Origin of the sequence: Streptomyces smyrnaeus (assembly GCF_017676345.1) — a bacterium.
GTDB classification, from domain to species: Bacteria; Actinomycetota; Actinomycetes; order Streptomycetales; family Streptomycetaceae; genus Streptomyces; species Streptomyces smyrnaeus.
Window position 1 is genome coordinate 558,665 of the sequence record NZ_JAFFZM010000001.1, and the last position, 22,483, is coordinate 581,147.

The 22,483-nt window shown below is 71.6% G+C and carries 16 protein-coding genes; 12 read left to right on the forward strand and 4 right to left on the reverse strand.

Annotation, left to right across the window (positions count from 1 at the left end; genetic code table 11):
- Position 1: 1 nt before the first annotated feature.
- From JW613_RS02485 to JW613_RS02515, 7 genes are all read left to right on the forward strand, one after another.
- Entirely contained in the window at positions 2 to 1,912 is a 1,911-nt protein-coding gene (locus JW613_RS02485; RefSeq protein WP_209209007.1) for a methylmalonyl-CoA mutase family protein, read from the forward strand.
- Positions 1,909 to 4,170, forward strand: a complete 2,262-nt coding sequence (gene scpA / locus JW613_RS02490) for a methylmalonyl-CoA mutase (RefSeq protein WP_209209008.1) — start codon at positions 1,909 to 1,911, stop codon at positions 4,168 to 4,170. The genes JW613_RS02485 and scpA overlap by 4 nt, the downstream gene beginning before the upstream one ends.
- Positions 4,171 to 4,174: 4 nt before the next feature.
- Positions 4,175 to 5,161: a methylmalonyl Co-A mutase-associated GTPase MeaB gene (meaB, locus tag JW613_RS02495; RefSeq protein WP_209209219.1), complete on the forward strand. Its 987-nt coding sequence runs from the start codon at positions 4,175 to 4,177 to the stop codon at positions 5,159 to 5,161.
- 264 nt (positions 5,162 to 5,425) lie between these two features.
- Positions 5,426 to 6,796, forward strand: coding sequence for a GntP family permease (locus tag JW613_RS02500; protein WP_245224794.1), 1,371 nt, complete (start codon positions 5,426 to 5,428; stop codon positions 6,794 to 6,796).
- Positions 6,797 to 7,076: 280 nt separating this feature from the next.
- A complete protein-coding gene (locus JW613_RS02505) occupies positions 7,077 to 8,552 on the forward strand; it encodes an APC family permease (RefSeq protein WP_209209009.1) in 1,476 nt (491 codons plus the stop codon).
- 275 nt (positions 8,553 to 8,827) lie between these two features.
- Complete coding sequence (locus JW613_RS02510; protein WP_245224795.1) at positions 8,828 to 9,748, forward strand: hypothetical protein; 921 nt, start codon at positions 8,828 to 8,830, stop codon at positions 9,746 to 9,748.
- Positions 9,745 to 10,914 carry a S8 family peptidase gene (locus JW613_RS02515; RefSeq protein WP_209209010.1) on the forward strand — a complete coding sequence of 390 codons (1,170 nt, stop codon included), beginning with the start codon at positions 9,745 to 9,747 and terminating at the stop codon, positions 10,912 to 10,914. Before JW613_RS02510 ends, JW613_RS02515 begins: the two co-directional genes overlap by 4 nt.
- Positions 10,915 to 10,984: 70 nt before the next feature.
- Here JW613_RS02515 and JW613_RS02520 read toward each other — a convergent pair whose 3' ends face one another.
- Both JW613_RS02520 and JW613_RS02525 read right to left on the reverse strand, forming a co-directional pair.
- A complete protein-coding gene (locus JW613_RS02520; protein ID WP_245224796.1) occupies positions 10,985 to 12,340 on the reverse strand; it encodes a CapA family protein in 1,356 nt (451 codons plus the stop codon).
- Positions 12,341 to 12,578: 238 nt separating this feature from the next.
- Positions 12,579 to 13,739: a polyprenyl synthetase family protein gene (locus JW613_RS02525; protein ID WP_209209011.1), complete on the reverse strand. Its 1,161-nt coding sequence runs from the start codon at positions 13,737 to 13,739 to the stop codon at positions 12,579 to 12,581.
- A 372-nt stretch (positions 13,740 to 14,111) separates the two neighbouring features.
- Here JW613_RS02525 and ku point away from each other — a divergent pair, with 372 nt between their 5' ends.
- From ku to nrfD, 4 genes are read left to right on the forward strand one after another with little or no spacing between them, the layout of a single operon-like run.
- Positions 14,112 to 15,152, forward strand: a complete 1,041-nt coding sequence (gene ku / locus JW613_RS02530; protein WP_209209012.1) for a non-homologous end joining protein Ku — start codon at positions 14,112 to 14,114, stop codon at positions 15,150 to 15,152.
- Positions 15,153 to 15,189: 37 nt separating this feature from the next.
- Positions 15,190 to 18,495, forward strand: coding sequence for a formate dehydrogenase (gene fdh, locus JW613_RS02535; RefSeq protein WP_209209013.1), 3,306 nt, complete (start codon positions 15,190 to 15,192; stop codon positions 18,493 to 18,495).
- Positions 18,492 to 19,448 (forward strand): 4Fe-4S dicluster domain-containing protein, encoded by a 957-nt coding sequence (locus JW613_RS02540; RefSeq protein WP_245224797.1) that lies wholly within the window; start codon positions 18,492 to 18,494, stop codon positions 19,446 to 19,448. Before fdh ends, JW613_RS02540 begins: the two co-directional genes overlap by 4 nt.
- Complete coding sequence (gene nrfD / locus JW613_RS02545) at positions 19,445 to 20,449, forward strand: NrfD/PsrC family molybdoenzyme membrane anchor subunit (RefSeq protein WP_209209014.1); 1,005 nt, start codon at positions 19,445 to 19,447, stop codon at positions 20,447 to 20,449. Before JW613_RS02540 ends, nrfD begins: the two co-directional genes overlap by 4 nt.
- On the opposite strand, the gene JW613_RS02550 is transcribed toward nrfD, so the two are convergent.
- Both JW613_RS02550 and JW613_RS02555 read right to left on the reverse strand, forming a co-directional pair.
- Complete coding sequence (locus JW613_RS02550; protein WP_209209015.1) at positions 20,429 to 20,953, reverse strand: VOC family protein; 525 nt, start codon at positions 20,951 to 20,953, stop codon at positions 20,429 to 20,431. The two genes, nrfD and JW613_RS02550, sit on opposite strands and share 21 nt — an antisense overlap.
- Positions 20,954 to 21,043: 90 nt before the next feature.
- Entirely contained in the window at positions 21,044 to 21,466 is a 423-nt protein-coding gene (locus JW613_RS02555; protein ID WP_209209016.1) for an ATP-binding protein, read from the reverse strand.
- Positions 21,467 to 21,953: 487 nt separating this feature from the next.
- Between JW613_RS02555 and JW613_RS02560 the strand changes: the two genes are divergently transcribed.
- Positions 21,954 to 22,454, forward strand: a complete 501-nt coding sequence (locus tag JW613_RS02560; RefSeq protein ID WP_209209017.1) for an STAS domain-containing protein — start codon at positions 21,954 to 21,956, stop codon at positions 22,452 to 22,454.
- Positions 22,455 to 22,483 lie beyond the last annotated feature (29 nt).

Here is a 22,483-nt window from a genome sequence, read left to right on the forward strand (position 1 = left end):
CATGACGGTCCCGCCTGAAGAAGGGCTCTCCCTCGCGCAGGACTTTCCGGAAGCCACGTACGAGCAGTGGCAGCAGCTGGTCTCCGGAGTTCTGCGCAAGACGGGAGCGACGGTCCCGGACGCCTCCGTGCCCGAGTCCGCCCTCACCACGACGCTCGCCGACGGCATCGACGTACGCCCCCTCTACACGAGGACGGGCGGGGAGAGGGACGAGGGCGGTGGCGCGCGCGGCTTCCCCGGCTTCGCCCCGTTCACCCGGGGCTCCCGCCCGGAGGGCAACGCCGCACGGGGCTGGGACGTGCGGCAGCGGCATACGCGTACCGACGCCGCCGGGACCCGCGAGGCCGTACTCGGCGACCTGGAGAACGGCGTCACCTCGCTGTGGCTGACGGTGGGCGAGGGCGGGCTGCCCGTCGGGGAGCTGGGGCGTGCGCTGGAGGGCGTGTATCTCGATCTGGCGCCCGTCGTGCTGGACGCGGGCGCCGAGTTCGGTCCGGCCGCGGCGGAACTGCTGCGGCTGCGAGGACAGCAGACCGACGGCGGTGCCGCCCCGGACAGTGTGCTGGGTGCCGACCCCCTGGGGTACGCGGCGCGTACGGGCGCCCACGAGGCGGCATCCGAACTGCGCCGCGAGGCCGCCGAGCTGGCGGCCCGGTGCCACGGTGAGCAGCCGGGGCTGCGCACCTATGTGGTGGACACCCTGCCGTACCACGAGGCCGGTGGCTCGCCCGCGCGGGAGCTGGGGTACGCGCTGGCGACCGGGGTCGCCTATCTGCGGGACATGGCCGAGGCCGGGCTGCCGGTGGAGGCGGCCTGCGGGCAGTTGGAGTTCCGGTACGCGGCAACGGCCGACCAGTTCGCCACCATCGCGGCGCTGCGCGCGGCGCGCACGCTGTGGTCGCGGGTGGTGCAGGCGTGCGGTGCCCCCGCGTACGCGGGGGCGCAGCGGCAGCACGCGGTGACCTCTCCGGTGATGATGACCCGCCGCGATCCGTGGGTGAACATGCTGCGCACGACGGTTGCCACGCTGGCGGCCGGGGTCGGCGGCGCGGACGCGGTGACGGTGCTGCCGTTCGACCACGCGCTGGGGCTGCCGGACGCGTTCGCCCGGCGTATCGCCCGCAACACCTCCACCATCCTGCTGGAGGAGTCCCACCTGGCCGGGGTGATCGACCCGGCGGGCGGCTCCTGGTACGTGGAGTCCCTCACCGACGAGCTGGCGCGTACGGCCTGGGCGCACTTCCAGGAGATCGAGGGCGCGGGCGGGATGGCGGCGGCGCTGCACGACGGGCTGGTGGCCGAACAGCTGCGCGTCGGCTGGGCGGAGCGCAGCAGGGCGCTGGCCCGCAGGAGCGAACCGATCACCGGGGTGAGCGAGTTCCCGCTGCTGGACGAGCGTCCCGTCGAGCGGGAGCCCGCGCCCGAGCGGCCGGGCGGTGGGCTGCCCCGAGTACGCAGGGACGACGCCTACGAGGCGCTGCGGGCCCGCTCGGACGCCCACCTGGCGGCGACCGGCGCCCGCCCGAAGCTGTTCCTGGCCGCACTGGGCCCGGCCGCCGCGCACACCGCGCGGGTGTCGTTCGTCGCCAACCTCGCCCGCGCCGGCGGTATCGAGCCGGTGCACGATCCGGTGACGGTGGACGCCGACAGCGCCGCGGAGGCCTTCTCCGGCAGCGGCGCCCGGATCGCCTGCCTGTGCTCCAGCGACGCGCTCTACGCCGAGCAGGCGGCCGGTGTCGCCGCCGCGCTCAAGGCGGCGGGCGCCGCGCGGGTGCTGCTGGCGGGGAAACCCGAGGACGCCGAGCGGCGCGCGGAGTTCCTGGGCGCCGGGGTGGACGAGTTCGTCCACGCGGGCGGCGATGCCGTCGCTGCCCTCACCTCCCTTCTCGACCGCATGGGGGTCGCCGCATGAGCATCCCGGACTTCACAGCCGTCAGCTTCGACCCCGAGCGGTCCGGCGACGACGCCGACGGCGGCACGGCCCGGCGGTGGAGCGAAGCGGTCCAGGAGCGCACCGGTCGCGCCGTGCCGGATCTGGACTGGCACACGCCCGAGGGCATCGCGGTCAAGCCGCTGTACACCGACGAGGATCTGCGTGGGCTCGACTTCCTCGACACCTACCCGGGCATCGCCCCCTATCTGCGCGGCCCGTACCCGACGATGTACGTCAACCAGCCGTGGACGGTCCGTCAGTACGCGGGCTTCTCCACCGCCGAGGAGTCCAACGCCTTCTACCGGCGCAACCTGGCGGCCGGGCAGAAGGGCCTGTCCGTCGCCTTCGATCTGCCCACCCACCGGGGCTACGACAGCGACCATCCGCGGGTGACGGGCGATGTCGGCATGGCCGGTGTGGCGATCGACTCGCTCTACGACATGCGGCAGCTCTTCGACGGCATCCCGCTGGACCGGATGACCGTCTCGATGACGATGAACGGCGCGGTGCTGCCGGTGCTGGCGCTCTACATCGTCGCCGCCGAGGAGCAGGGCGTGCCGCCCGAGAAGCTGGCGGGGACCATTCAGAACGACATCCTCAAGGAGTTCATGGTCCGCAACACCTACATCTACCCGCCGCAGCCCTCGATGCGGATCATCTCCGACATCTTCGCGTACACCTCGCAGAAGATGCCGCGCTACAACTCCATCTCCATCTCGGGCTACCACATCCAGGAGGCCGGGGCGACGGCCGATCTGGAGCTGGCGTACACCCTGGCGGACGGGGTGGAGTATCTGCGCGCCGGGCTGGCAGCGGGGATGGACGTGGACGCCTTCGCGCCACGGCTGTCGTTCTTCTGGGCGATCGGCATGAACTTCTTCATGGAGGTCGCCAAGTTGCGTGCGGCGCGGCTGCTGTGGGCGAAGCTGGTCAAGCAGTTCGACCCGCAAAACCCCAAGTCGCTGTCGCTGCGCACCCACTCGCAGACCTCCGGCTGGTCGCTGACGGCGCAGGACGTGTTCAACAACGTCACCCGTACGTGTATCGAGGCGATGGCCGCCACCCAGGGCCACACCCAGTCGCTGCACACCAACGCGCTGGACGAGGCGCTGGCGCTGCCGACGGACTTCTCCGCGCGGATCGCCCGCAACACGCAGCTGCTGCTGCAGCAGGAGTCGGGCACCTGCCGGGTGATCGACCCGTGGGGTGGCAGCGCCTATGTGGAGCGGCTGACCCACGATCTGGCACGCCGCGCGTGGCAGCACATCGAGGAGGTCGAGGCGGCGGGCGGGATGGCCAAGGCCATCGACGCGGGCATTCCCAAGCTGCGCGTCGAGGAGGCCGCCGCCCGCACCCAGGCCCGTATCGACTCCGGCCGGCAGCCGGTGATCGGCGTCAACAAGTACCGGGCTGCGAGCGACGAGCAGATCGACGTGCTCAAGGTCGACAACTCGGCGGTGCGCACCCAGCAGATCGAGAAGCTTCGGCGGCTGCGTGCCGAGCGCGACGAGGGCGCCTGCCGCGCCGCGCTGGACGCGCTCACCCGGGCGGCCGAGGCGGGCTCCGGGCCCGGCCTGGAGAACAATCTGCTGGCGCTGGCGGTGGACGCGGCGCGTGCCATGGCCACCGTCGGGGAGATCTCGGACGCCCTGGAGAAGGTGTACGGGCGGCACGCGGGGCAGATCCGTACGATCTCCGGTGTGTATCGCGAGGAGGCAGGAGTGTCGTCGTCGCTGGCGCGCACCAGGGAGCTGGTGGACGCCTTCGAGGAGGCCGAGGGCCGCAGGCCGCGGCTGCTGGTGGCCAAGATGGGGCAGGACGGGCACGACCGGGGGCAGAAGGTGATCGCCACCGCCTTCGCCGATCTGGGTTTCGACGTCGATGTCGGCCCGCTGTTCCAGACCCCGGCCGAGGTGGCGCGGCAGGCCGTGGAGGCGGACGCGCACATCGTGGGCGTCTCCTCGCTGGCGGCCGGTCACCTGACGCTCGTACCGGCGCTGCGGGAGGAGCTGGCGGCCGCCGGCCGGGACGACATCATGATCGTCGTCGGCGGAGTGATCCCGCCCGCCGATGTGGAGCCGCTGCACGAGGCGGGGGCGACCGCCGTCTTCCCGCCCGGGACGGTCATCCCGGACGCGGCCTACGATCTGGTGCGCAAGCTGGCCGCCGAGCTGGGCCACGACACTCTCGGCGGCGGCGAGCCCGGCCGGGACGGTTCCGAAGGCCGTGAGGGCTGAGCGGGTGCCCCGGACGATCGACCTCGACAGCTACACCAAGGGCGTGCTGGAGGGCTCCCGCGCCCATGTCGCCCGCGCCATCACGCTGGTCGAGTCCCGCAGGGCCGACCACCGGGAACTGGCCCAGCAGTTGCTGACGATGCTGCTGCCGCACGCGGGCGGTGCCCGGCGGGTGGGGATCAGCGGGGTGCCGGGGGTCGGCAAGTCGACGTTCATCGACGCGCTGGGCACCTTGCTGACCGAGCGCGGGCACCGGGTGGCCGTACTGGCGGTGGACCCGTCCTCCAGCCGTACGGGCGGCTCCATCCTGGGCGACAAGACCCGGATGGAACGGCTGGCGGTCGACCCCGACGCGTTCGTCCGCCCCTCCCCCACCGCCGGGACGCTCGGCGGCGTCGCCAAGGCCACCCGCGAGACGATGATCGTGATGGAGGCCGCCGGCTACGACGTCGTCCTGGTGGAGACGGTCGGTGTCGGCCAGTCCGAGGCGGCCGTCGCGCAGATGGTCGACTCCTTCCTGCTGCTGACCCTGGCCCGCACCGGCGACCAGCTGCAGGGCATCAAGAAGGGCGTACTGGAGATCGCCGACGTGCTGGCCGTCAACAAGGCCGACGGCCCGCACGAGCGCGACGCGCGCTCGGCGGCCCGCGAACTGGCGGGCGCGCTGCGCCTGATGAGGTCTGCCGACGCCGCCTGGACGCCACCCGTGCTCACCTGCAGCGGCCGGGAGGGCATCGGACTGGACCAGGTGTGGGAGCGGCTGGAGCGGCATCGCGCCGTGCTGGAGGCGCGGGGGGAACTGGCCGCCAAGCGCCGTGATCAGCAGGTCGAATGGGTGTGGTCGATGGTCCGCGACGATCTGCTGAGCCGCCTCGAACAGCACCCGGAGGTACGGCGGTTGGCGCCGCTGCTCGAAGAGCGGGTCCGTGACGGGGCGCTGACGGCGACGCTGGCGGCACAGCGCATCGTGGAGGCGTTCGGGCTCAGGTGACGGCCCGCCGCGCCGTCGGCAGCGCAGCCTTTGGAGCGGTCGCGGCCGCTCCAGAGGCTGCATCCTGTTTGCCGTTCTTGGGGTGAATTTCCGGAAAAAACACTCCTTTGAGGGGCGGCGTAGCACTGAGGCACGGGCCGCTCCCTTCGTGGGCATGCCACAGCGTGAACATGGACTCCGCTCCCGAGGTGCCGCGCTCCTTCAACTCCGCCGCGGACGCACGGGGCCGGAGCGTCCGACGCATCGCCACGAGCCCGGCGGGAGATGACGGAGATGGGAAATGTCGTCCCTTTGATCCATACGGCCACCGCCATCGCGGCGGTGGTCTTCCTCATCCTCAAGGCGAAGGTCAATCCCGCGCTCGCCCTCGTCCTGGGTGCGATCTACCTCGGCATCGTCTGCGGCCTCGGCGCCGAACGCACCCTGGAACTGGTCAACCAGGGCTTCGGCGACCTGCTGGCGAAGGTGGGTCTGCTCATCGTCCTGGGCGTACTGCTGGGCACGCTGCTGTCGGCGCTCGGCGCCCTTGAGAAGCTGATGGCACTACTGCTGCGCATCCTGGGCCCCAGGTTCCTGCCCTACTCCTTCGCCGTACTGCTGGGCACCGGGCTCCAGTTCATCTTCACCGACGTGCTGCTGGTGATGACGGCCCCGCTGGCCCGCTCACTGGGCGTACGCATCGGGCCGGGCGGGGCGGCGCGGATAGCGGTGGCCATGGCGGTGGGCCTGGAAGTCGGTGTGACACTGTCCGTGCCCGGTGTCGGCACCCTGGCGCTGGCCGGCCTGCTGGAGGTCCCGCTGGGCGTGATGCTCCTCTACGGCTTCCCGCTGGCAACCGTGACCATCACGCTGACCCTGCTGCTGTTCAGCGCCCTGATCAAGCGCGGCTTCTGGAAGCCCGAGCGCGACGAGAGCCCGGCAGCGCCGGAGGAGACCGCCCCGTCGGCCCAGGCCCTGACGAACCCGGCACAGGCACGCGGGTCGCTGTGTCCGCCGCCGCTGGCGCTCTCCCTGTCTCCGCTGCTGCTCGCCATGGCGATGATCGCCACCGGTGCCTTCAGCGCGGTCGCCGAGTGGCGCTCCCCGCTCGTCGGCTTCCTCAGCGATCCGGTCGCCGGGCTGCTCGCGGGGGTGATCCTCGCCTGTCTGATCGCGCGCCGCCATCTGCCCAAGGGCACGGTCGGTGATGCCTTCGGTCAGGGATACCGGCTGAGCGGCCAGTTCCTGGTGCTGCGGGGCGTGGGCGGGTCGCTCGCGGCGGTGATGGGGGCGGTGGGCCTGGGGGGCATCGTGGAGGGGACCGTCGCCTCCAGCACCTGGGCACCGCTCCTGCTCGTCTGGCTGATCGCCGCCGCCCTGCATCTGGCCATCGGCTCGGTCATCACCTCCGCCATCACCGCGGCGGGCATCCTCGCCCCGGTGGCGCCGAGCCTCGATGTGCAGCCGGTCCTGGTGGCACTCGCCGCGGGTGCGGGTTCCCTGTTCGCGATCCACGCCACCAGCAACACCTTCTGGATGCTGCAGGCCCTGCTGGGCCAGACGACGCGGGGGGCGCTCAAGACGGTCACGATGAGCGTCTCGGCCGCCTCCGTGATCGCCCTGGGGCTGATCCAGGCAGTGAGTCTGATGTCGTGAGCGGCGGGCTCGGGGCCAAAACCTCGAAAACGTGGCTGCGGTTTCCTCATCCGGCGAAATCCTCATCCGGAAGCCCCTCTCTACCACGAAGACATCTGCGGACAGGCTTCCCTGCAACGGATTCCGTTGAATGGAGGTCTTGACTCCGCTTCCCTTCAACAGCTTGTATGCGCGGACCGGAACGCGTTTTCCGGCACCACCACCCCCCGCACCACGGCTCGGTGCGCCACCGGAGGCGATACCGCTCCCCGCCCAGTACGCAGAGTACGAACGGACCAGCATGACCGACACGCTCGAAGACAACAGCAAGCCCAAGCTCACCCGCTCCATCGGTGTCGTGGGCGGCACGCTGCTCACCCTGTCCTGTCTGACCCCGGCGTCATCACTGTTCGTGATCGTGCCGGACTCCTTCAGCACACTGGGCACCGGCACGGCGCTCACCATCACCGTCGCCGCGCTGTTGTGTATCGGCGTCGCGTTCGCCTACTCCGAACTGGGCACGCTCATCCCGAGCTCGGGCGGTGAGTACGCCATGGTCGGCACCCTGATGGGGCGGCTGGCGGGCTGGCTGGTCTTCATCCTGTCGCTGATCGTTGTCATGATCGTGCCGCCGATCATCGCGTTGGGCACCGCGGACTATCTCGCACCGGTGGTACGCCTCGATACGGAGTTCGCAGCCGCCGCCGTCATGCTGCTCTCCACCGCCATGGGCCTGCTGGACCTGCGGGCCAACGCCTGGATCACCGGCGTCTTCCTGGCCCTGGAGGTCGTGGGAGCCGCCATCGTCGCCTTCCTGGGCTTCACCCACACCCAGCGCTCCGCCTCGGTGCTGGTGCACCCGGTCATGGACGGCGGTCAGGGCCACACCTCGCCGGTCACGGCCGGTCTGATCGTCGCCGGGCTGGCCACCGCGCTGTTCATCCTGCAGGGCTTCTCGACCGCCGTGTACCTCGCGGAGGAGATGGAGAACCCGCGGCGCACCGTCGCCCGCACCGTGCTGTGGACGCTCGCCATCGGGTTCGCGGTCGTCATCGTCCCCGTCGTCGCGATCACCCTGGGCGCACCCGACCTGCACGCCCTGGCGGGTGGCGACATCGCGGGCATGGTGCAGCAGTGGAGCAACTCGGCCGTCGGTACGTTCATCAGCCTGTGCATCGCGCTGGCGATCGTCAACGCGGCGATCGTCATGGTCATCCAGAACTCCCGGGTCGTCTTCGCCTCCGCCCGTGACTCGGCCTGGCCCACCCCGGTCAACCGCGCCCTCTCCCGGCTCGGCAAGCGCTTCGGCTCCCCGTGGGTGGCCACACTGGTGGTCGGCGTGCCGGGTGCGCTGCTGTGCTTCGTCGACCTCGGTGTGCTGAGCGAGGTCACCGGAGTGGCCGTGGCGGGGATGTACGTCTTCGTCGCACTCGGCGCCCTCGCCGCGCGCCGTACCGCCTTCAAGCACCGCGCCGCCTGGCGGATGCCGCTGTGGCCGGTGCTCCCCGCGCTGCTGATGGCGGTACTGCTGTGGGTGCTGTGGCAGCAGAGCACCGAGAGCCTCGCCATCACCGGCGGCATCATCCTCGTCGCGGTCGCCTATTGGGCGCTCTATCTGCGGCCGCGGCAGGACACCCACTGGGTGATCTCCGTGCCCGAGGACGAACAGGCCCCGGCCCCCTTCCACGACGCCGACAACGGAGACGGTGACGGTGACGCGGACGGGGACGACCGGGACGACCGCTCGGACGCCCTCCAGCCGGCCTCCCGGTCCTGAGCGGCCCCGCGCGTCCGAGCGGCCCCGCACGGCGCATTCCAGCCACCCGGAAAGGGTGTGTGCGCACAACGACCTTGTATGTCCGGAACTGTTCTGACCTGCGGTTCTGTGACACAGACGAGACTTGGGATCGATCGTCTTGTCACCGAACGTGGCCGATAGTGTCTGCTACGCAAAGGCGGGGGCCCGCGCGTTGAGCGAGTGTGCGCAGACGACTCCCCCCGCTGCTCAGCACCCGCGCACCGGGTGCCGAACACCGAGGAGGGAGCCGGAGCATGTCCTACCCGAGCCCGCCCGGAGCCCCCGGCAGCGCCGGGGGCTCCGGGCAGCAGCCGAGCCCACCTCCCCCGCCGCCGGAATACGGCCGTCACGCGTACCCGGCGGCGACACCCGGCGCCGGAATGCCCGGGGTAGCGACGCCGCTGCCGCCGCAGCCGAGGAAGAACACCGGCCGCAACTGCCTCACGGCCTTCCTCGGCATCGTCGGCGGTCTGGCTCTCCTCGCGGGCGGCGCACTGACCGCGCACACCGTCTCCAACGCCAACCAGGACATTCCCAACCGCTCCGGCTACGGCCCGGTGATGTGGCGCAACGAGCCGGTGGACAAGCTCTTCCCCAAGACCCTCGGCCCGAAGACCGACTCGCAGTCGGGTGCCGACGATCCGAAGAACGCCGAATGGCACCGCCTCGGGATATCCCCGCGGACCGACTGCGCCGAGGGGCTGACCGGAGCGCTGGCGGCCGAGGCGAAGAAGCGGGGCTGCAAAGCGGTGCTGCGCGCCACCTACACCGACCCGACGGGCAACCTCGTCGCCACCGTGGCGCTCATCGTCCTGCCGAAGGTCGACGACCCCGAGGACGGTATGGGCGCCTTCTTCGACGCGCAGCAGGACAAGCGCACCCCCGGCCACGGCGTCAAGACGTTCCCGGTGCCGGACTCCCTCGCCGCCGACTGGAAGGACGCCAACCGCAACGGCTCGGACGGCGTGCAGGTCGGCGGCCCGTCGCTGCCCTACGCCATCGCGGTCAGTGCCGGTTCCGTGGACGGCCGCAAGGCGGGCCGGCTGCCCGGCGAATGGGGCAGGACGCAACTGGACGCCAAGTCGGACCGGATGCCCTGGCGGGAGGCCGCCGCCACCCTCGCCGACGATCTGAACCTGCATCTCGGCGATCTGCTGCTCGAGGAGACCTCATGAACCGACGGCGCCTCGGCACGCTGGTCGTCGCCGCCTGGCTGGGTCCGCTGCTGTGCACGGCGACCGCGACGCCCGCCCGGGCCGACACGCCCACCAGTTGGGAAGCGCGGGCCCTCGGCCTGTCCTCCGCACAGCGGACCACCCAGGGAGACGGCGTCAAGGTCGCCGTCCTGGACAGCGGTGTCGAGAAGGACCATCCGGCTCTCGCGGGCAAGGTGACCACCGGCCCCGACTTCCTCAAGGACGGCCTCCGGCCCGGCGACCCGCGCTGGGGAGGCCACGGCACCGCCATGGCCTCGGACGTGCTCAAGGTCGCCCCGAAGGCCGACATCCTCTCGGTGCGGGTGATCGACGACAAGAAGGAGCACGACCCCGACGACTGGAAGACCGGCCCCAGCCCGGTGGCCCAGGGCATCGAGTACGCGGTCGACCACGGTGCCGACGTCATCTCCATGTCGCTGGGCGGCGACTCCTTCGGATCCAGCTTCAACGAGGAGGAGACCAAGGCCCTGGCCCACGCCGCCTACAAGGGCGTGACCGTGGTGGCCTCGGCGGGCAACGACGGCGACGTCCTCAACGACTCCTCCTACCCGGCCGGCTACCCGGGTGTCATCGCCGTCGCCGCCGTGCAACAGGGCGGCAGCCGCGCCGAGTTCTCCACCGTGCGGACGTACAACACCCTCGCGGCGCCCGGCGTCGGCATCGTCAGCGCGAAGAACACCGGCGGCTACGCACCCGTCAACGGCACCTCGCCCGCGGCGGCCCTCACCTCCGGTGTGGTCGCGCTGATGCTCGGCAAGGATCCCGAGCTCAGGCCCTCGCAGGTCCGCGCCATCCTCACCAGGACCGCCGAGCACCCGCCGGGCGGCTACGACCCCCGCGTCGGCCACGGGGTGGTGAACGCGGCGGCGGCCGTCCGCGCCGTCTCCGACCCACCGGCCGACGGAGCGGCGCCCGCCGAACACAAGGGCAGGTCGCAGCTGGTCTCCCCCGCCGACGTGGAGCCCACCGTGCATCCGCCGATGGAAACGGCACCGCTGACCGTCGGCCTCGCCGCGGCGGGTGTCGGGCTGCTGATGGTGGCCGGTGCCGTCCTCGTCAGCCGGGCGGGCCGGCGCCGCGCCGCCACCCCGGCCGCCGGCCCCCGGTTCCCCGGACCGCAGTAGGCGGTCCGACGGCGGCGCCGGGCCTCTTCCGGTCCGGCGCCGCCGCGCCGCGTCAGGGGGCCATGCCGCGTCAGGGGGCCATGCGCAGCCCGTCCTCCTTGGCGCCCCGGCTGAAGACCACCTTGCGGATGGACTCGTAGGCCTCGTCCTGCGCCGGATCGCCCGCGCTTCTGCTCGCCTTCGACGCGAGGTTGATCAGGGTGTGCCGGGGCGAGGTCTTCATCATGAAGGGGGTGAACCGGGCCTTGTCCACCCTCCAGGCACCGGCGCCCCGCCCACTGGCCGCACCGGCCTTGTCGTTCCTGCTGTTCTTGCTGTCCTTCTCGTTCCCGTCCGCCTTCGGGGGGACGAAGCGGAAGCGGGCCGCCGTACCCATGCTGCCGCGCGGGTCGTTCATCTTGCCGGCGATCTGGTCACCCATCCCGTAGACGACCCAGGTCCCGTTGATCTTCTCGTAGGCCTGGGGCACATGGGCGTGGGTGCCCAGGATCAGATCGATGTCCCGCCGCCCGTGGGAGCGGGAGGCGGTCAGCTTCTTGGCGACGGAGCGCTGCAGTTCGTCGGGGTCCTCCTGCCACTCGGTGCCCCAGTGCAGACTGGCCACCACCACGTCGGCGCCCGCGCGGCGCGCGGCACGGGCGTCCCGGATGATGCGTTCGGGCTCGATCAGGTTGACGAGCCAGGGCTTGTTCTCCGGGATGGAGATGCCGTTGGTCCCGTAGGTGTAGGAGAGCTGTGCGACCTTCGCGTCGCCCGCCCGCAGCATCGCGGGCCGGCTGCGCTCCCGGGCCGACCGGGCGGACCCCACATGCTTGAGGCCGACGGCGTCCATCGCCTTCAGGGTGCGGCCGACGCCGTCGGCGCTGTCGTCCAGGGTGTGGTTGGAGCCGGTCGAACACGAGTCGTAGCCCGCGTCCTTGACGGAGCGGGCGAGCTGCGGCGGCGTCTGGAAGAGGGGATAGCCGGTGAACGGGCCGCCGTCGGGTCCGTAGATGGTCTCCATGTGGCAGATGGCCACGTCCGCCTTCTTGGCCAGTGGCTCGGCGGCGGCGATCATACGACCGAAATCGTAGCCCGAGCCGCCCGCGTCGGCCCGGGCCTGACGGATGATCGAGTCGTGGACGAGCAGGTCGCCGGTGGCGAACAGCGAGAACCCGCGCCGGGCCTGCTCCGCACGCTCTCCGCGCGCCTGCGCGGCCTGCTGCCCGTCGCCCTGCCCGCTTCGGCCGCCGTCCCGGCCGGAGCCCGAGCCGCTGCCGGCCTCCCCGCACCCCGCGACGCCGCCGAGCAGCGCGGCGAGGGCCAGCGCCGCAGTGGCGTGCCGCAGCCGGGCGGGGGTCCGGTTCCGGCTGCGGGCCCCGGCTCGATACCCGGATCGGGCGCGGTGGCCGGCGTGGCCGGGTGCGGGAGGGTGGCTGGTGCGCATGGGAGCTCCTCCGGGACGCGAAAGTCATACAAGCCGATAAACGGACTGGTGATGACTCGTCCCCGTTGTCCCGCTGCCACACCGCACCTGAGGCCGAACGGCCTACAAGGTGCACCCGGTCGATCGTTCGACGCGGTGCTGAATGCGCACTGCTACCGGGGCCCCGGCGCCCCGAACGCAGCAGGGAACGGCCAGGTCAGCAACGGGACCCGGCCCACAGGAACCCCGGCGTGCCGGGTCAGGCGCGGGTGACGGTGTGCCGGAAGAGCACCCGGAGTGCGGCGTGCGAGGCGGGCGGAAGAGCTGCCTTGTCCAACTGCGTGTAGGCCTCCGACAGCTGCCAGGCGGATATCTCGTGCGCTGCGGCGCGCCCGCCCGCGTTCTCGATGAGGTCGGCCAGCTCGTCCGGCGGCGGTGGGCAGGCCGGGCCGCCGCCCAGCGACTGGGCGAGCGTACGGGCGGCCGGATTGCCCGCGCGCAGGGCCGCGATCAGCGGCAGGCTCGGGCCGCCCTCCCGTAAACCGCTCATGACGGGCCGTCCGCTCAGTCCCGTACCCGACCACAGATCCTCGATGTCGCGGGCCGCCTGCACGGCTATGCCCAGATGGTGACCGGCGCGGCTCAGCGCCTCGACGACCCGCTCCTCGGCACCGCCCAGCAGCGCCCCGCCCGCCAGCGCACACTCCAGCAGTGAACTGGTGCGCGCGGCAGCGACCGCCGCGTACTCCTCCACACTGATCCCCTCCGGGGCCCGGCGCCGCAGAGCCAGCTCGGCCGAACGGCCGCCGATCAGCCGCGAGGTGGTGCGGGTCAGCATCTGCAGTACGGCGGCGCGCGCCTGCCCGGCCGCCTCGGTTCCGGCAGGCTCCGCGCTCCGGGCACCGGACGGCTCCACGTCCAACGTCCCGCCCCCGGGTCCGTCCGTCGCCTCCGGCTCCGCGGACGCCAGCAGACAGCGGGTGGCCGCACCGAGCAGCGCGTCCCCGGCCAGCACCGCCCAGCCGGTGCCGTAGACGGCCCATACGGCAGAGCGGCCCCGGCGCAGCGCCTCGCCGTCCATCACGTCGTCGTGCAGCGCCGCCCAGTTGTGGACCAGTTCCACGGCCGCGGCCCCCGGCAGTGCCGCGGCCGTGGAGGCTTCGGGCAGCCCGCCGTCCCGCTCCGCCTCGCCCGCGCCCGCCGCGTGCAGGGTGAGCGCCGCGTGCGGATACGGACCCGGGGTGACGCCGTAGGTGGGACTGCCGTCCGGGCGGGTCCAGCCGAAGTGATAGCCGCAGACGCGCCGCAGTTCGGGCTGGAGCGCCCCGACGGCCTCCCTCAGTGCGGGTTCGGTCCGCTCGTGCGCGTACGCCAGCAGGGAGGGTGCGGCGGGGACGTCGGAGAGGTCGTGAGTCGTCATACCGGAGCGGCTTCTCCTTTCTCCGGCCCAGGCGCGCCAAGCAGCGCGAAGCGTGTGGGAATGGTGCGCTCTCAGTAATCGGCTTTCCCTCCCTCCGGCCCGGTGACTCCCACTCGGCGGGGCCAGTACGAAGCACGTGGGGGCGCAGGGGGCGGCAGGGCGCGGCAGGGGGCGGCCGGGTGCGGCGGGGCCCGCGGAATTCCCAGGTGTAAGGCGCGCATGGAGTGCAACCCGGGACGCATTTGCACGGCTCCCGGATGCGGGCGTGTGCGCCAGAGGCGAGAGTGAGAGCGCGTGCGCGCGCGATCGCAGCGGTCGGCGGGACACGTGACGTCTCGTACGCACAACGGGGCAGGAAGGGCAGGAGGAGCGATGGCACGTCCGGTCTGGAGCGGAGTGATCACCTTCGGGCTGGTCACGGTTCCGGTGCGGATGTACGCCGCGACCGAGGACCACACCACCCACTTCCACCAGCTGCAGCGCGGCACCAACGACCGGGTGCGCAACAAGCGGATCAACGAGCGCACCGGCAAGCGGGTCGAGTACGACGACATCGTCAAGGGGTACGAGATCGCCGAGGGCGAGTACGTCACCGTCGAGCCGGAGGAGCTGGCCGAGATCGCGCCCGGCAAGTCCCAGGTGATCGACGTCAGCGGATTCGTGGAGGCCGCGGAGATCGACCCGGTCCACTATGTGCGCGCCTACTACCTCTCCCCCAGCGGCGACCAGTATGGCAAGCCGTACGAGTTGCTGCGGGCGGCGCTCGCCGAGTCGGAGAAGACCGGTATCGCCACGTTCGTGATGCACAGCAAGGAGTACCTGGTGGCGCTGCGGGCCGGCGAGGAGGCGCTGACGCTGCACACCCTGCACTGGGCCGACGAGGTGCGCGACCCGCGCGAGGAGCTGCCCGAGCTGCCGAGCCGGGAGCGGTCCGGCAGCAAGGAGCTGAAGACGGCGCAGCAGTTGGTCGAGAGCATGAGCATCCCCTTCCGGCCCCAGGAGTACACCGACACCTACGAGGACCGGGTGCGCGCGCTCATCGAGGCCAAGGCCAACGGCGAGGAAGTCACCCCGGCGGAGGGGCCGCCCGAGGCCACCAACGTCGTCGACCTCAGCGAAGCCCTCAACCGCAGCATCGAGCGTGCCCGCTCGGGCAAGCCGGAGCCCAGGCGCAGGTCCGGATCGAAGGCCGGGTCCGGATCGAAGGCCGGGTCCGGATCGAAGGCCGGGTCCGGGTCCAAGGGCCGGGGCGCGGGCAAGGGCAGGAGCACCCCGCGCAAGGGCCCGGCGCTCACCGAACTCAGCAAGGACGAGCTGTACCAGCGCGCCACCGAGCGGGGCGTCAAGGGCCGTTCGAAGATGAGCCGAAAACAGCTGCTCGAAGCACTCGACGGCTCCCGCGAGGCCGCCTGAGCCGCCGGACCACCGAGTACGTGCAGGAGGACGTGGGATGGGCGTACGCACCTGGCTGAGCGAATGGCCCGTGTACCGGCAGCTGACCGGGGACGATCCGACGGGCCGGGGCGGCGCCGCCTCGTCCGCGTACACCCGCGCGCTGCGGTCCCGCACCGGCGACGCCGACCGGGTGGTCAAGTCGATCTGCCCCTACTGCGCCGTCGGCTGCGGCCAGCAGGTGTACGTCAAGGACGAACAGGTGGTCCAGATCGAGGGCGACCCGGACTCACCGGTCAGCAGGGGCAGGCTCTGCCCCAAGGGATCGGCCACGCTCCAGCTCACCACGGGCGACGCGCGCCGCCATGAGGTCCTCTACCGGCGCCCGTACGGCACCGAGTGGGAGCGGCTGGATCTGGAGACGGCCATGGACATGGTGGCCGACCGGGTCGTGCGCACCCGACGCGAGACTTGGGAGAGCGAGCGGGACGGCGTCCGCGTCCAGCGCACCCTCGGGCTGGCCTCGCTCGGCGGCGCGGCGCTGGACAACGAGGAGAACTACCTCATCAAAAAGCTGTTCACGGCGCTGGGCGTGGTGCAGATCGAGAATCAGGCGCGGGTCTGCCACAGTTCGACCGTCGCCGGGCTGGGCACCTCCTTCGGCCGCGGCGGGGCCACCACCTTCCTCCAGGACCTCCAGCACGCCGACTGCATCGTCATCGAGGGCTCGAACTTCGCCGAGGCGCACCCGGTCGGTTTCCAGTGGGTGATGGAGGCCAAGGCGCGCGGGGCGACCATCATCCACGTCGACCCGCGCTTCACCCGTACGAGTGCGCTGGCGGATCTGCACGTGCCGATCCGGGCCGGCACCGACATCGCCTTCCTCGGCGGCATCATCAACTACGTACTGACCCGGGAGGCCGACTTCCGCGAGTACGTTCTGGACTACACCAACGCCGCGACCATCGTGGGCGAGGACTTCCGCGACACCGAGGACCTGGCCGGCGTCTTCTCCGGACTCAACCAGGAGACCGGCCACTACGACGTGGCCAGTTGGCAGTACGAGGGCGACATCGTGCAGGCGGCGGCGGGGCAGCGGGACGCACTGTACGAGGAGCGCACCCAGCAGGGCCGTACGCTCGCCGGGGCGGGCAAACCCGAGTCGCACGGCTCCGGCGGCGCCCCCGTGGCCGGGAACCGGGAACACGACCGCACCCTGCGACATCCGCGCTGCGTCTACCAGATCCTCAAGCGGCACTACGCGCGCTACACGCCCGAGATGGTCGAGGAGACCTGCGGCATCCCGCGTGAGACGTTCGAGGCGGTGTGCCGGACGCTGGTGGACAACTCCGGCCGGGAGCGGACCTCGGCGTTCGCGTACGCCGTCGGCTGGACGCAGCACACGGTCGGCGCACAGTACATCCGGGCCGCGTGCGTGCTCCAACTGCTGCTCGGCAACATCGGCCGCCCCGGTGGCGGAATCCAGGCGCTGCGGGGACACGCCAGCATCCAGGGCTCCAGCGACATCCCCACCCTCTTCAACCTGCTGCCCGGCTACATCCCCATGCCGCACGCGCACCAGCACGAGGATCTGGACACCTTCGTGGAGGCGATGCGCGCCGACAAGGGGTACTGGGGCGAGCTGCGCTCCTATCTCGTCAGCCTGCTCAAGGCGTACTGGGGCGAGGCCGCCACCGCCGAGAACGACTACTGCTTCGGCCACCTCCCCCGGCTCACCGGCTCGCACAGCACGTACGACACCGTGCTCGCCCAGCTCGCCGGGGAGTGCAAGGGCTACTTCCTGCTGGGCGAGAACCCGGCCGTCGGCTCGGCCAACGCCAAGATGCAGCGGATGGGCATGGCCAATCTGGAGTGGCTGGTGGTCCGCGACTTCTCGCTGATCGAGTCGGCGACATGGTGGAAGGACGGCCCGGAGACGGAGACCGGCGAACTGCGCACCGAGGAGAACGGCACCGAGGTGTTCTTCTTCCCCGCCGCCTCGCACACCGAGAAGGCCGGCTCGTTCACCAACACCAACCGGATGCTCCAGTGGCACTACCCCGCCAAGGAGCCGGACGGCGAGGCACGCAGCGACCTGTGGTTCATGTACCACCTGGGGCGTCGCATCCGGGAGAAGCTGCGCGGCTCCACCGACCCGATCGACCGCCCGGTGCTCGATCTGACATGGGACTATCCCGTCGACGGGCCGCTCCAGGAGCCGGTCGCCGATGCGGTCCTCGCCGAGATCAACGGTCGGCACGCCGACGGCAGCCCGCTCTCGCGCTACCAACAGCTGCGCGACGACGGCTCGACCTCCTGCGGCTGCTGGATCTACTGCGGCGTCTACAAGGACGGCGTCAACCAGGCGGCCCGCAAGAAGCCGCACACCGAACAGGACTGGATCGCCGCCGAATGGGCCTGGTCGTGGCCCGACAACCGGCGCATCCTCTACAACCGCGCCTCCGCCGACCCGGACGGCCGCCCTTGGAGCCGGGCCAAGGCGCTGGTGTGGTGGGACGGCGAAGACGGCGAACCGGGTGAGGGGGCAAGGGCCGGGGCGCGGGGGAACGGGAAATGGAGCGGCTACGACGTCCCCGACTTCCCCGCCGACCGGCCGCCCTCCTACCGTCCGGCTGCCGACGCCACCGGGCCGGCGGCCCTCTCGGGCATCGACCCGTTCATCATGCAGGGTGACGGCAAGGGCTGGCTCTACGCTCCCGCGGGGCTGGTGGACGGCCCGCTGCCCACCCACTACGAGCCGCAGGACTCCCCCGTGCACAACCCGCTCCACCCCGGGCAGCAGCGCAATCCCGTGCGCGAGGCACATCCCCACCCGGCCAACGCGCACCACCCCAGCGGGCGGGAACCGGGCTCGGACGTCTACCCGTACGTGGTGACGACCTACCGGCTCACCGAACACTTCACCGCGGGGGGCATGAGCCGCTGGTCGCCGTATCTGTCGGAGCTGCAGCCGGAGTTCTTCTGCGAGGTCTCCCCGCAGCTCGCCGCCGAACGCGGGCTGGAGCACACCGGCTGGGCGACCGTGATCACCGCCCGGGGCGCCGTGGAAGCGCGTGTGCTGGTCACCGAGCGGATGCGGCCCCTGCGGGCCGGCGGCCGGGAGGTGCACCAGATCGGCCTCCCCTACCACTGGGGCCGCAACGGCTACGCGCGCGGGGACGCGGCCAACGAGCTGACGGCCATCGCGCTGGACCCCAACGTGCACATCCAGGAGGTCAAGGCGTTGACGGCCGACATCAGGCCGGGCCGCCGCCCCCGCGGCCCGGAGCTGCTGACCCTCCTGGAGAGCTACCGCGAACGCGCGGGCGTCACGGACCGCACGGGTACGGAGGTACGCGGATGACCCACTCCCACGACGCACCGGGTCCGGCCCGGACGGCGACCACCCCGGACACGGCGACGGCGACCGAACGTGTCGGCTTCTTCACCGACACCTCGGTGTGCATCGGCTGCAAGGCCTGCGAGGTGGCCTGCAAGGAGTGGAACGCCATCCCGGAGGACGGGATGGAGCTGACCGGGATGAGCTACGACAACACCCAGGGCCTCGGCGCCTCCACCTGGCGGCACGTCGCCTTCATCGAGCAGAGCAAGCCGCTGGTGGAGCGCGCGGAGCAGCAGCACCAGGCGGAGGGCGAGCAGGAAGGCGCCGACGTCTTCGCCCTGGCCGCACAGGGCTCCGGCTCCTCCGAGCTGCGCTGGCTGATGTCGTCGGACGTGTGCAAGCACTGCACACACGCCGCCTGCCTGGACGTGTGCCCGACCGGCTCCCTCTTCCGCACCGAGTTCGGCACCGTCGTGGTGCAGGAGGACATCTGCAACGGCTGCGGGTACTGCGTCCCCGCCTGCCCGTACGGCGTCATCGAGCAGCGGCCGCACGACGGGCGCGCCTTCAAGTGCACGCTGTGCTACGACCGGCTGGGCGAGGGACAGACACCCGCCTGCGCCAAGGCGTGCCCCACCGAGTCGATCCAGTTCGGTCCGCTGGAGGAGCTGCGCGAGCGTGCCGCGGCCCGCGTCGAGCAGCTGCACCGCGCGGGCGTCCCGGACGCGCGGCTGTACGGGCACGACCCGGACGACGGCGTGGGCGGCGACGGCGCGTTCTTCCTCCTCCTGGACGAGCCCGAGGTCTACGGGCTGCCGCCCGACCCCGTGGTGACGACACGGGACCTGCCCGCGATGTGGAAGCGGGCGGGAGCCGCAGCGCTCACCCTGCTGGGCGGCCTGGCCGCCGTCTTCGCGGCCGGCGAAGCGATCGGTGGCCCGAGCGGCCCCAACGGAAGGAGGCACCTTCGATGACAGCGGCCCCCGACGGCGGCAGGCGGCGCCGCAAGCGGCGGGGTGAACGAACGGTCGTCCCGGACGCCGAGTTCACCTCGTACTACGGCAAGCCCATCCTCAACACACCGGAGTGGAAGCCGCTGGACATCGGCGGCTACTTCTTCCTCGGCGGGCTCGCCGGCGCCGGATCGCTGCTGGCGGCGGGGGCCCGGCTCACCGGCCGACCGGCGACGGCGCGGGCGATGAAGGTCTCCTCCACGGTGGCCATCGCCGCGTCCACCGCGGCGCTCATCCACGATCTGGGCCGCCCCGCCCGGTTCGTCAACATGCTGCGGGTCATCAAGCCGACCTCCCCGATGAGTACGGGTTCCTGGCTGCTGGCCGCCTACGGGCCGCTCACCGGGGCGGCAGCCGTCTGCGATGTGGCCGGCGTGCTGCCCCGGGCCGGGGACGCCGCCACGGTGGGCGCGGCCCTGCTCGGTCCCGCCGTGGCGACCTACACCGCCGTGCTGGCCGCCGACACGGCCGTACCGGCCTGGCACGAGGGCTACCGGGAGCTGCCCTTCGTCTTCGCCGGGTCGGCCTCCGCCGCCGCGGCCGGAACGGCACTGCTGGCCGGACCCGTGCGGGAGAACCGCCCGACGCGGTACGCCGCGCTCTTCGGCGCCGGGCTGGAAGCGGTAGCCAGGCGCCGGATGGAGTCCCGGCTGGGCATGATCGCCGAGGCCTACCGTACGGGGCTCGCGGGGCGGCTGATGCGGTCGGCAGAGGTGCTGACGGCGGCCGGGGCGCTGGGCGGGGCACTCCTCGGCGGCCGGGGCCGGCCCCTGGCGGCGCTGAGCGGCGCCGCGCTGGTCGCCGGGTCGGCGTGCACCCGGCTGGGAGTCTTCCACGCGGGGAAGGCCACCATGGCCGACCCCAAGTACTCGGTGGTGCCCCAGCGTGAGCGCCTGCGCGCCCGCCGGGAGGCGGCAGCCGCCGTGGATCAGGGACGTGGGTCAGGGCCGCCAGCGGCGTAGCGGTGTGTGGCGCTCGTACGGCATGGGGTCGGGGTAGGTGAGCAGCTCCAGGGTGCTGCCCCAGGGCGTACGGCAGTAGACGAACCGGTTGCGCGGCCCGGCCTCGGGGCCGGGCAGGTCGTGCGGCTCGTCGAGCAGGCTCCCGCCCGCCTCGCGGACCGCCTCGCACGCGGCGGGCAGATCCTCCACGTAGCAGGCCAGATGCTGCCAGCCCAGATCGCTGGGGACGGCCGCCTCGCGCTGCCGGGGGCCGCGGAACTCGAACAGCTCCAGACCGGGGCCGTGCGGCAGGCGCAGCATGCGCATGGCGACCTGAGCGGTGCCGGGCGGCACACCCAGCCGCCGGGTGGTCTCCTGGTCGCCCTTCGGCCCTTTTGCACGCGGCAGCGTGTCGTACAGGCGCTCGGCGCCGAGCGTCCGGGCGAAGAAATCGGTCGCCTTCTCGATATCAGGGACGGTCACGCCGACATGATCGATTCCCCTGGGCACATGCGTATGCCGCATGTACGCGCTCCTTTCGTTCTCGAGGACGACGCGAGAACACCCGGACCGCATAAGGGAGTTCGGTACGGCGCGGCAGCGCTCACGGCACCGCTACAGCGGAATATCGGCGCAGACGGTCTTTCCGGTCTCCGGGTGTGCTCGAATGGTGACGTCCCGGGCCAGATGACAGACGATGGGCCAGCCGAACCCACCGTCTTCTCCCTCGGTGAAATCCTGCGGACTGCGGTCACGGGGCAGCACCGAACTGGAATCGGCTACTTCGACTGTGACGGTCTCGTGCCCGATGCTCAACCGGAAGTCCCGTACCCCGTCACCGTGCCGGAGCGCGTTGGTCACCAGCTCGGACACGACCAGCAGCACGGTCTCGGCGGCTTCGGACGAGGGTGGTGGTGAGAGCGTGGCCAGAAAATTGCGGGTGAGCCGACGCGCTTGAAAACTGCTGCGCAAATAACGCGTCCGCACTGTTCCGGTTGCAACACTCTCCCCGTCGCGAAGGTCCGCTACCTGTTCCATGCCTGTCTCCCGTCTCCGCAGGGCTGTTGCCACTGAAAGCGACCTGACCCGCGAATGTGGGGGTCTTTCCTCTCCCGGCGCGGTCTCGCACCTGCGCGAATACCTCGCCGCCCGCTGAACGGTGCCCCGTGTGAACGCTCGAACGGCTGCAGGGTCAGTTACCCGGGGCTTTCGTCTTCATGCATGGTTCGGCACGGATGGTACGGACAAGGAAAGGTCAGACCATTCCGGTGACGGTTGACGATCATCTCTTCGGATGTTCGTCGGCGCGGACCGAAGGGACGCCAGGGGCAGGTGCGAGAGCTGCGGCTGCTGGAAGGTGTCACCCCGTCCGGCGGCAGGACGTACGATCACTGCTGCGGGGAGGCGACGGCGGGCGAGAGGCCCGGTCCGGCCACCGCCGGATTTGGGATACTCGAAGGACCGCAGGTCCGCATCAGGGCGGGATGCGTACAAGACCGGCCCCGTGCCGGGGGACGGAGGCGGAGTGAGGTCGCGGGAGAACGACCGTCTGGCCATCACGCCGCTCGCCGTCAAGGACGAGTGCGCGGTCATCCGCTTCAGCGGGGAGCTGGACCAGGGGTCCGAGGAGTTCTACCTGGACCGCATCGGCGCCGTGGTCGCCACCGGGTACCGCCACCTGGTGCTGGATGTGACAGCCCTGGTCTTCTGCGACTCACGGGGGCTGAACTGCCTGCTGGCCCTGCGATGGCTGCTGCAGCGCCGGGAAGGCAGTCTGCTGCTCGCCTGCGTCGGACGGCGGCTCGCCGCGGTGCTCGCCCTCACCGGGAGCACCGACATGCTGCCCGTCTTCTCCAGCGTCAGCGAGGCGCTGCGCTCGCTGCCCGCCGACCAGCGTCCCGACTGGCCTCCCACCGAGAGCGCGGGCCCGGACATTCCGCTGCACAGCCCGGAGCCGCTGGAGACCTCCTGGCAGAAGGACGCCAACCCACACTTCCCCCGGGACCCCGAGGGCATGGACTCCTAGCCGCGGCCGCGGTGTCGCGGAGGGCGGTG